Consider the following 9,304-nt stretch of genomic DNA (forward strand, 5'->3'; position numbering starts at 1 on the left):
ATTCCATTCCAGCTGTGATTTTGTGGCCGCTTCTCTTAACAGCCGTTATTTATCCGTTTTTCACTGGTGCCAATCTATATCATTTATGGGCTTGGACATTTGCAGCGGTCTTTATTCATGTATTTGTTGATATATTTAATGCATACGGAACACAAGCTCTAAGACCATTCTCTTCAAAATGGGTCGCCCTAGGCGTCATCAATACCTTTGATCCAATTATCTTTGGAATTCATATTCTGGGGATTATTATTTGGGTATTAGGGGCAGATCCCGGTTATACCTTTTTGGTCATGTATGCCACAATTGTCGTATATTATCTCATGCGCTTTAAGGCAAAACATCGTGTTATGGCTGAGATAAGAAATAAAATACCAGATGCAACAGAAATAATTATCGCACCAACAATGAGGTTTCATCAATGGCGAATTGCTGCCATGAACGAAAAACAATTTTTTGTAGGAAAAGCAGTAAATAATGAAGTCGAGATCTTAGATTATTTTAACCGTATACCCGTTCCCAAGACACCTGTAATTGAGGCGGCAAAGAAGGATAAAAATCTTTCTGCATTCTTATCCTTTTCGCCGGTCTATCGCTGGGAAGTAGATGAATACACTGATTTTTACGAAGTTCGATTTATTGATTTACGTTACCGTAGCAATGGCCATTATCCGTTTGTGGCTGTCGTTCAATTAGATTGTAACTTGAAACCGATTAGTTCATATACTGGCTGGGTTTTTAGCGAAAAGAAATTACGGAAAAAGTTAAGCATCATTCCAAGTTAAAAAAAGCGGTGACGAAATGTCACTCGCTTTTTTTAGTTTATGCTATTTTTTTCCTGTTTTAGAAAGTCCTTGTATTTAGGGTTGGTTGCCACAAATTCGTGCAGCCTTTCTCCATAATTTTCAATCCATTGCTTGACAATTCTCTCCGTCATATCACTGCCCTTATATTCTCTGCCTGCTTTTGCGTAAGTGGTTTCAAAATCTTCCCAAAGCAGCTCCACCCAAGTTCGGGCTTGGTTATAACTAAGTTGGTCATTTTTACTTAATAGCAGATTTGCCAATTCATCATGGTAACTGTTCATGTTCACACCTCATTGCCAATTTCTTTTAACATAACCTAAATTAATAACGCAGATACTAATATTACGTGGTAAGCATTGAGAATGCTTTGCTTTCCACGTGCTCTCATTCCATTTTGGAGGTATATCATGAGAAATAAAGAAACTGGATTCCCAAATCAAAATAACAATAAACTCGAGGGAGAACCACGGGCCAAAGCAGAATATGCATCAAAAAGAGCAGATGGCACGATTAATACCCATCCACAAGAGCGCATGCGTGCATCTGGGGAGCGCGACGATGAGTCGCCACAAGTTTATAAATAGTTTTTTGATCGTAAACATAAGACAAGCCAGAGGGTTACTCTCTGGTTTGTCCTTTTTATTATTACTTTTTTAACAGGGAGATTGGTAATGCCTCTTCATGACCATCACCTCTGAGGCGATACCCCCAAGCAAACACACCGTTTAAATAGTCAATTTTAAAAAATTGGCCTGGGTTTCCTTCTAATTCATAAAGCTCACCTGGTTTAAACTCATTCGGGTCCATTAGGTATGCTTTTGCCATTTGCACCTTTCGTTCAAGGACGGCAAACTCACTCACCATCCCCATTTGTTCGGCTTTTCGGGCTTGTTCTTGAAGGCTGCCAATTTCCTGTCGTAACTCATGTTCAGTCATTGCACTATAGCGTTTATCTTGTTGCATAGTTAATCCACTCCCCTTATCCCTTTATTTTAGTATAGTAATTTTTATATAATTAATAAAGATATTAATAAAGGAGAATATTTTTTATGAAAACAATCATTATTACTGGGGCTGGTTCCGGTTTAGGAAAAGAATTGGCACACCTCTTTTCACAGAAAGGTTATCATTTACTTCTTACTGGGAGGACGATTGAAAAATTAACATCGGTTAGAGATGAAATTATAGCTGATGGGGGAAAAGCAGATATCCTGCCAATAGATATTCAAAACGCGGATGATGTATCAAAAAAAGTAGAAGAAATAAGCGATACATATACAATTTGCGGATTAGTCAACAATGCAGGTGTTGGGCATTTCGGCCCCTTTGTTGATATAGATGACCGGCAAATGTCCGAAATGATTAATACAAATATTCTCGGAACTCTATTAATGACTAAAGCGATATTACCGCTTATTCTTAAAACACCTGATGGGAGAATTATGAATATTATTTCAACAGCAGGTTTGCGTGGAAAAGTGAATGAAGCCGTCTATGCAGCAAGTAAATTTGCAGTTAGAGGCTTTACCGAAAGTCTGCAAAAGGAATATGAAGATCACAGCATTAAAATAAATGCCGTTTATATGGGAGGAATGGATACCCCCTTTTGGGATCATAGCGACCATGTCAAAGACCCTTCCCGTTTCCGTACACCAAGTGAAGTTGCAGAAATAATTATGGAACAAATTGATCAAGATACAATTATTATTGAAGGTAAAAAATCATGACTTTTGGTCATGATTTTTCCACTTCTGCTAGATATGTTTCAATCAGCTCCATTGGGAAACCTTTTCTGTACAAGGCTTGCTTCATCTTTTGTTGAAATTCAAACCCGCTGAACTTACTATATTTTCGAAGTGCCTTCTCCCCTTGAAATCTGATTGCCTCCATATCCTCATCAGCTTCGGTGTTTATTGAAGCTTCATTAACAGCGATATGAATCACTTCATAAGAATATCCTTTTCTAAGCAGTAAATTTTCTAGCTTCTGTTTTTGAATTTTTAATGATTCCTTCGTATTCTTTTCATAAAACTTTACACTTATTTTGGTGGCTTTTTCAATCTGCTGTTCTAAGGGATATTCCTCTAATGCAAGCATGAGTGTGCCTTCATCTATTCCTTTTTCCTTCAGTTCCATTTTGATGATCATTGGACCTTTGTCAGTGGTATTTGCTTGGGTTCTTACATAAGCCAATGCAAATTCCTCATCATTTATGTATTTCAAAGCGGATAGTTTATGGATAATTTCATTAATAACAGGTTCTTCTATTTCCTTTGAAAAAAGGTAATCCCTGATTTCTTTTTTCGACCTCATCCTTCTAGATAAATAATGGATGGCTTTGTTGTATGCTTTACGTATGTCGTCTTGATACTGAATTTCCATAAAGGAAAAATCGTCAAGTTCCATTCCTTTTTTTAATTGAAATTTGATTAAAACATCACTATCGACACTGAAGGCGAATTCTTCCCCCTTCCCCTTGCCGTAATCCATAAAAACATTAAATCGGTCCTGATTTTTTTGCTGAGTGGTGATCTTTGTAATAATAGCCATGTCATTCACCTCAACATTACTTTACCATAATCCTCATAAAATATTGTAAGATAAACATATTAAGGGGGCGGAAAAAATGAAAGTTACCATTGCTGGTGGAACAGGATTTGTCGGGAAAGCTCTCATGGACGAATTATTGAAAAACAATCATGAGGTAATCATTTTAACTAGAAGCGGAAAAAACGCAAATGGCATCAATCGAATTCGTTATGTTCAATGGCTAAGTGAAAATTCTAGCCCCATACAAGAACTTGAGGGAACCGATATTTTTATTAATCTTGCTGGCGAATCCATCAATGGCGGGCGTTGGACACAACAACGAAAAGAAAGGATCTTAACCAGTCGTTTAAAAGCTGTTAACGCTCTTCTAGACATCATTTCTAAATTAAGCACTAAACCAAGGGCACTGATTAATGCAAGCGCCATAGGTATTTATGGAACATCTTTTCAGAAAATCTTTACGGAAAAAGAAAACCATGGGTTCGGAAATGATTTTTTATCCAAAACAGTGCAGCAATGGGAAAATGAAGTGAGTAAATCCTCCCAACTAGAGTTACGCACCGTTCTTTGCAGGTTTGGAATCATCCTTGATAAGCAGGAAGGTGCTCTTCCTAAAATAGCTTTTCCTTATAAATCATTTATAGGTGGGCCCATTGGGAATGGAAGACAGTGGATGTCTTGGATTCACATTGACGATGTGGTTAAGGGTATATCCTTTATTATCAATAATGAACAAATTAATGGGCCGGTTAATTTTACTGCACCGAATCCGGTAACAATGAATGAATTTGGGAAAACACTTGCTAGTGTACTACACCGTCCGCACTGGCTTCCTGTACCAAGCTTTGCCCTTCAACTGCTTCTTGGTGAAATGAGTACATTGGTTGTTGATGGGCAAAAAGTATTACCGGAAAAGCTCTTAGAAAATGGTTATCAATTTAAGTATTCAAATCTAAAATTAGCATTAAAAAATATATTTTCTTAAAAACCGTATCATTCTTTTCTTAAAAGGTAAAAATGGAAATAAGTACATAAAGTGCTTCTATTTTTTACCACATAGCTTGATGACGATTAACTTAAAAAATGTTGAAAGGAATGAGCAAATTGGCGGAAAAAAAGAAAAAGGATAAGGATCGTGGAAAATACTCTCTAACGAGTATGCAAGAGGTTTCTTATCAAAGAGAATTTAAAATGGCAGACCGTGCTGGCGGGTTTCACGACAAGAAAACGAGACTATAGTTATCGAAATGGATTCTGCTGAAGTATTTTCCATTCATGGTTCCCTTTTAAGTTGTAAATCATAGTAAAGGGAGCAATTTAGCTCCTTAGATGTTAACTATGAAAGGGGTTTTTAGTAATGGGCCGTATGCATAATAGTGGGACGGGTAACAGCAACAAAAGTTCACTTCCACAAACACCTAAGAACCTAAAAATTACAGATGGAAATGACGTCGAATATTCTGCAGAATTTGCAGACCATGCAGACCTTGAAGCACTAGCACGTGCTAACGCAGCAAATCAGCGAGTAAAAGGAAACAGAAATAAATAAGTTTATTGAAACAAAAAACGAAGAAGCAGGCAATCCTGCTTCTTTTTTGATTTTCAAACCGCCTGATTGTTTGATACTAGTGGTTGAAAATCGTCTGTATAGGTAATTATTTCTCCCCATTCCATAAGCTCATGATCGGCAATCTTCCAGGTATGTTTTTCGGCATCTCTTCTAATGACTGCGAAATGAAAACGATCAGTTGAATAGATATAAAATCCTTTCTCTTTGCATTGTTCAAGGAAAAAGTAATCCTCCGCCCGATTTACTTTTTCAAATCGAACATAGTGCAACACTTCTTTTCGAAACATCAATGTCGCTCCTGCTACATTGTCTGTGATTGAATTCTCATCACCAGGTACATGAATCAACGCTTTATTGTTTTTAAAATAGATATATATTGAGTTTTTTCCAATAATTGAAATATCACTATTTTTAAAAGCATTTATCGAACTTTTAATGTAGTCAGGTCCATAATAGTCATCGTCATCAAACTTTGCGATAATATCATAATTTGATTTCATAATTCCAAAATTTAAGCAGTCCCCTAATGTTGCTGCTTCATGGAGTTGATAAATCTGGACATTGGGATATTTCTTAGACTCTTTGATCCATCTATCCATATCCATAGAATCCTTATTTAGGATAATGATTAGCTCTTTATCCTTCCAGGATTGCTGTTGATAATTTTTGAACACATTATCAATATTCTCTTCTCGTATTGTACAAGTAATAATGGAAACCACACTTTCACTCCTTCCCACTAGTTTGCGGCATTTTTGTTATTAGGACTCATGATTTTTTCTAAAAGGTGAGTTAAATTTGAAAACTTTTTTAACCCTTTGATAGAATTGATATCCTCTTGAAGTTCGTTTCTATCGTTAGAGCCAAAACCTGCCGCTCCTAAAATATTTATGTGACGGATATCGATTTGCAGTAACAGGTAGATCGTCTCAAGGATGCACATGAATTTTTCTTGGAATTTTTTATAGGGCTCTGGATAGGATTGAATGAGTAATTTATATTCGTTAAATATCTTATTCATTGTTAATAAATCTGCAAGACCAGAAAGTTCTAATCCAAGAATAAGAACATCAATGTCATGGTGCTTTATAGTAAAAAGACCTAAGTTGTTTATTGCCTCATTCCATTTACTTTTTCCTACAGGGTGTTCTTGATGATAAGTTATCAAATCATTCCTAACAATATATTTTGCACCCATTTTATATAGACGGTAGCCTAGTTCCCAATCTTCGTAACCGTACTGAACAAATTCTTCGTCAAACAACCCTGCCTGAATAATAAACTCTTTACGAATGGAAACATTCCCTGTCAGGAATGCCATCCACGGAAACGAAAACCCTTCCAGGTCTGGAGCAAAATTGTTGGTTATCGATTGAAACCATGGGTACACTTCAAAACCTATATCCTTATAAGCTTTTCTTGCAATTTCGCTTTTTTCTAACAACTGGTAAGGCTTTTCGCTTGGGTATTTAAATTCCAGAAACCTTGAATGAATCTGTTGGTTATTTTTTGATAAAGTTGCGATTTTGTTTATTTCCTTTCGAGTAAACTCAGGAAAGATACTTGAATATATGCCTTTTGAATGCATTGCCCCCGACAGAATAAGCTTTTTTTGAGATTGGTGGGACTTATAATGGTTTTCAACAAATTCGGGCTCTGTTATCATTTCTGCATCTAGAAAGATCAATATACTCCCTCTTGCAGAACGAATACCTAAGTTCCTAACTTTTGCTCTGCCAAGATTTTTTTTATTACGTATATATTTAAAATGATATGGTGGTTTATAGCCCTTTAGCTTTTCTTCCGTTTGGTCTGTTGAAGCATCATCAATAAAGATAACTTCCATTTTTGAAGGATTGAAGGTTTGGAATTCAAGTGAGTTGAGAGTTAATAGATTGAGTGGATATTTATTTAGGGAAGGAATAATAATACTAACTTCAATTTCTTTATCCTTTTTTTCTTGAGTGTTTAAATTTTGTTTCTGATTAGAGACTAGGACCTTGTTATTTTGGGTGGATTGGGTATTTGCATTTGTCTTGTGCGTTTCTAGTTCATTTACAGTTGGAGCCGGCCAAACACCATATAATCCTGGTTCACTTCCAATGAGCTTTTTATTCAAATAATTCTTAAGATTTTTTTTCGTTCGGGAGTGATTCCAAAGCCTAATCTCATTGATATCCCCATTAAAAAATAGGCCTGGCTGCCCGCCAATCATCCCCGATGGATAAACATACGTTCTAGGGCTTTGTTCACCTTTTTTTACAAACCTGCCATTAATAAATAACTGTGGCTCTCGTTCATCATAGACAACAGCAATATGAGTGAGATCATTAATTCTCGCTTCATAGACTAATACCGCATATATATTAGTCAAAGTATGTTCATAAACTATGATCCCGTTTAATCCAACTGAAACACTAACCCCTGCATCATTTTCTGAAACTCCTCGTCCAGGTCCAATGATATAATTCTTTCCATTTACATCTGCGGGATTATCACGGGATTGTTTATCGACACGATGAACGCTTTCAGGCTTTACCCAAAACTCATAGGTGAATGTATTTTTCAAATTCGTTAATATACGTTCATTTAAGCTATTCCCTAACATGGTACACCTCTTCAATTTACTTTTATGCATAACTAGTCCATTTGGTAGCTTTTACACAATATGATTTCTATTTGGTTTTGACTAAACTCATCCCCATTTATTGGTTATTTTGTTTGTTTTTTTACAGAATAAAATAAAAACTCCCCCATAGGAGAGTGTAAATTTCCTAAAAAAGAGCATTTTAATGCTCTTTATAGGATTCATGGTAATCAAATTTCTTTATTACAGGACAGCAATAGTAACATCATCATTTTTATACGCTCTTTCATGTTCCCCTAATATTTGAAAGTAACACCTTGCTTTTTGCTGATTCATTAACGTATCAATTTCTTCCCTTGTTGCTTGGATAATCGCTGTCTCCTCAGTATCTTTAGAAACAAATACAATCGAAGGGTTTCTATAATTCTTTGAGAGACCATGAATTAACCAAAATTCTTTAACATCCTCTTGTATCTCTTTAGAAAAGGCTGGAGTTGTTGTTAACTTGAAATTTTTATTTGTTGGCTGATCTTGACAGACAAAGACCAAATCTTCAATCACTGCACTTGCAGTTGGAAACATTCCAGCACCTGGACCTTGTAAAGTAATACTACCTACAATATCTGATTGAACATTTACTGCATTCTCTACACCTTCAATTGAATAAAAAGGATGAGACTTTCCAACAAGGGCTGGTTTAACAGCTGCCTTAAGCTGACCACCTACCTTACTTATACTTGCAATATGTTTAAACCTAAGATTTAGTCTTTCAGCTGCCTCGATTAACTCGCTTGAAATCGATGTAATTCCTTCTCGTTCAACATCCTCCCAATTTGGTTCGTCTCCAAAAGCAATTCTGCTAAGAATCATTGTTTTATAAAAAGCATCATAGCCTTCCACATCATTAGTTGGATCAGCTTCTGCAAAACCCTTCGCTTGCGCTAAACTTAAGGCTGACGCAAAGGACTGCTTTTTCTCACGCATTTCCGTTAAGATGAAATTCGATGTCCCATTTAGGATTCCTTGAACGTGACTAACACGGTTTACATTTAATAACTGCCTTAAGGTTTGAATAACAGGTATACCACCCGCAACAGTTGCTTCGTAACCTACCGAAACATGATGCTTCTCTGCTAACATAAGCAACTCATTTCCGTGATGTGCAAACATTTCTTTATTCGCTGTAATTACGTGGCAACCTTTTTGAATTGCTTGCTTTAGGAATGTATAGGGTGGTTCTTTGTCGACGATTGCTTCGACAATCACATCAAGTTGAGGAAGGCTTAAAATTTCATTGAAATCTGAAGTAATTAAAACATCATTATCTATATTTCTCTTTTTCTGCTTATTTCTTATTAGTACGGCTGCAACCACGACCTTTTTCCCTAATAATCCCTCTAGTTCTTCTGCATGGGATTGAATCGTTTTATATACACCTTCCCCGACTGTTCCAAAACCTAGAATTGCCACTTTAATAACAGACATGTTAAATCCACCCTTCAATTAAATTATTCACGACCAATAGTAAAAAACCCTCTTCATAAGAAGAGGGTTAGATTCCTCCTCTTATCTGTCAGGTTAAATAACCTGCAGGAATTAGCACCTTTTCAAGATCACCTTGATGGTTGCCGGGCTTCATCGGGCCTAGTCCCTCCGCCGCTCTGGATAAGAGTTTTATGTAATTGTTTCATTAAATTTCCAAGTTATAAAAAGAATTCTAGTTGAATCCTTTGTAGTTGTCAATATTATTTGAAATTTCTTTTTTTTACAAGGTTGTGTTAAACTTGTCTGTTG

The 9,304-nt window shown here is 36.1% G+C and carries 12 protein-coding genes and 1 riboswitch; of the genes, 6 read left to right on the forward strand and 6 right to left on the reverse strand.

Translation table 11 applies throughout. The features are described 5' to 3' along the window. Positions 1 to 782, forward strand: a 782-nt coding sequence (locus tag V7659_RS00255; RefSeq protein ID WP_335537402.1) for a metal-dependent hydrolase, incomplete at its 5' end; no start/stop codon positions are given. Positions 783 to 814: 32 nt separating this feature from the next. On the opposite strand, the gene V7659_RS00260 is transcribed toward V7659_RS00255, so the two are convergent. Beyond that, a complete protein-coding gene (locus tag V7659_RS00260) occupies positions 815 to 1,084 on the reverse strand; it encodes a YfhJ family protein (RefSeq protein ID WP_335537403.1) in 270 nt (89 codons plus the stop codon). A 126-nt stretch (positions 1,085 to 1,210) separates the two neighbouring features. Here V7659_RS00260 and V7659_RS00265 point away from each other — a divergent pair, with 126 nt between their 5' ends. Next, positions 1,211 to 1,387, forward strand: coding sequence for a small, acid-soluble spore protein K (locus V7659_RS00265; protein ID WP_098576239.1), 177 nt, complete (start codon positions 1,211 to 1,213; stop codon positions 1,385 to 1,387). 61 nt (positions 1,388 to 1,448) lie between these two features. Here V7659_RS00265 and V7659_RS00270 read toward each other — a convergent pair whose 3' ends face one another. Next, on the reverse strand, positions 1,449 to 1,766 hold the full coding sequence (locus tag V7659_RS00270) for a YfhH family protein (protein WP_335537404.1): 318 nt from the start codon (positions 1,764 to 1,766) through the stop codon (positions 1,449 to 1,451). A gap of 86 nt (positions 1,767 to 1,852) precedes the next feature. On the opposite strand from V7659_RS00270, the gene V7659_RS00275 reads away from it, so the two are divergent. After that, a complete protein-coding gene (locus V7659_RS00275; protein WP_335537405.1) occupies positions 1,853 to 2,530 on the forward strand; it encodes an SDR family NAD(P)-dependent oxidoreductase in 678 nt (225 codons plus the stop codon). 7 nt (positions 2,531 to 2,537) lie between these two features. Here the strand turns inward: V7659_RS00275 and recX are convergent, their stop codons facing one another. Further along, positions 2,538 to 3,353 (reverse strand): recombination regulator RecX, encoded by an 816-nt coding sequence (gene recX, locus V7659_RS00280; protein WP_335537406.1) that lies wholly within the window; start codon positions 3,351 to 3,353, stop codon positions 2,538 to 2,540. Positions 3,354 to 3,429: 76 nt separating this feature from the next. Here recX and V7659_RS00285 point away from each other — a divergent pair, with 76 nt between their 5' ends. The 3 genes from V7659_RS00285 to V7659_RS00295 all read left to right on the forward strand — a co-directional run bounded on the left by V7659_RS00285 (position 3,430) and on the right by V7659_RS00295 (position 4,902). Further along, a complete protein-coding gene (locus V7659_RS00285; protein WP_335537407.1) occupies positions 3,430 to 4,338 on the forward strand; it encodes a TIGR01777 family oxidoreductase in 909 nt (302 codons plus the stop codon). Between the two features lie 119 nt (positions 4,339 to 4,457). Continuing rightward, positions 4,458 to 4,592 carry a YfhE family protein gene (locus V7659_RS00290; protein WP_081825373.1) on the forward strand — a complete coding sequence of 45 codons (135 nt, stop codon included), beginning with the start codon at positions 4,458 to 4,460 and terminating at the stop codon, positions 4,590 to 4,592. A 118-nt stretch (positions 4,593 to 4,710) separates the two neighbouring features. Beyond that, positions 4,711 to 4,902 carry a YfhD family protein gene (locus V7659_RS00295; RefSeq protein WP_335537408.1) on the forward strand — a complete coding sequence of 64 codons (192 nt, stop codon included), beginning with the start codon at positions 4,711 to 4,713 and terminating at the stop codon, positions 4,900 to 4,902. A gap of 53 nt (positions 4,903 to 4,955) precedes the next feature. Here the strand turns inward: V7659_RS00295 and V7659_RS00300 are convergent, their stop codons facing one another. From V7659_RS00300 to V7659_RS00310, 3 genes are all read right to left on the reverse strand, one after another. Further along, positions 4,956 to 5,645 (reverse strand): glycosyltransferase, encoded by a 690-nt coding sequence (locus tag V7659_RS00300; protein WP_335537409.1) that lies wholly within the window; start codon positions 5,643 to 5,645, stop codon positions 4,956 to 4,958. A 17-nt stretch (positions 5,646 to 5,662) separates the two neighbouring features. Beyond that, positions 5,663 to 7,531 (reverse strand): glycosyltransferase, encoded by a 1,869-nt coding sequence (locus V7659_RS00305; RefSeq protein WP_335537410.1) that lies wholly within the window; start codon positions 7,529 to 7,531, stop codon positions 5,663 to 5,665. A 222-nt stretch (positions 7,532 to 7,753) separates the two neighbouring features. Next, positions 7,754 to 8,995, reverse strand: coding sequence for a homoserine dehydrogenase (locus V7659_RS00310; protein WP_335537411.1), 1,242 nt, complete (start codon positions 8,993 to 8,995; stop codon positions 7,754 to 7,756). 78 nt (positions 8,996 to 9,073) lie between these two features. After that, positions 9,074 to 9,182: riboswitch (SAM riboswitch) on the reverse strand. Between the last annotated feature and the right edge of the window lie 122 nt (positions 9,183 to 9,304).

The sequence above is a fragment of the Neobacillus drentensis genome (assembly GCF_036966985.1).
GTDB classification, from domain to species: Bacteria; Bacillota; Bacilli; order Bacillales; family Cytobacillaceae; genus Neobacillus; species Neobacillus drentensis_E.

What these genes read in the sequence shown, in the direction of transcription:
- V7659_RS00260 (WP_335537403.1), bottom strand. Translation starts at nt 1,084, where the DNA reads ATGAACAGTTACCATGATGAATTGGCAAATCTGCTATTAAGTAAAAAT.
- V7659_RS00265 (WP_098576239.1), top strand. Translation starts at nt 1,211, where the DNA reads ATGAGAAATAAAGAAACTGGATTCCCAAATCAAAATAACAATAAACTC.
- V7659_RS00270 (WP_335537404.1), bottom strand. Translation starts at nt 1,766, where the DNA reads ATGCAACAAGATAAACGCTATAGTGCAATGACTGAACATGAGTTACGA.
- V7659_RS00275 (WP_335537405.1), top strand. Translation starts at nt 1,853, where the DNA reads ATGAAAACAATCATTATTACTGGGGCTGGTTCCGGTTTAGGAAAAGAA.
- recX (WP_335537406.1), bottom strand. Translation starts at nt 3,353, where the DNA reads ATGGCTATTATTACAAAGATCACCACTCAGCAAAAAAATCAGGACCGA.
- V7659_RS00285 (WP_335537407.1), top strand. Translation starts at nt 3,430, where the DNA reads ATGAAAGTTACCATTGCTGGTGGAACAGGATTTGTCGGGAAAGCTCTC.
- V7659_RS00295 (WP_335537408.1), top strand. Translation starts at nt 4,711, where the DNA reads ATGGGCCGTATGCATAATAGTGGGACGGGTAACAGCAACAAAAGTTCA.
- V7659_RS00305 (WP_335537410.1), bottom strand. Translation starts at nt 7,531, where the DNA reads ATGTTAGGGAATAGCTTAAATGAACGTATATTAACGAATTTGAAAAAT.
- V7659_RS00310 (WP_335537411.1), bottom strand. Translation starts at nt 8,995, where the DNA reads ATGTCTGTTATTAAAGTGGCAATTCTAGGTTTTGGAACAGTCGGGGAA.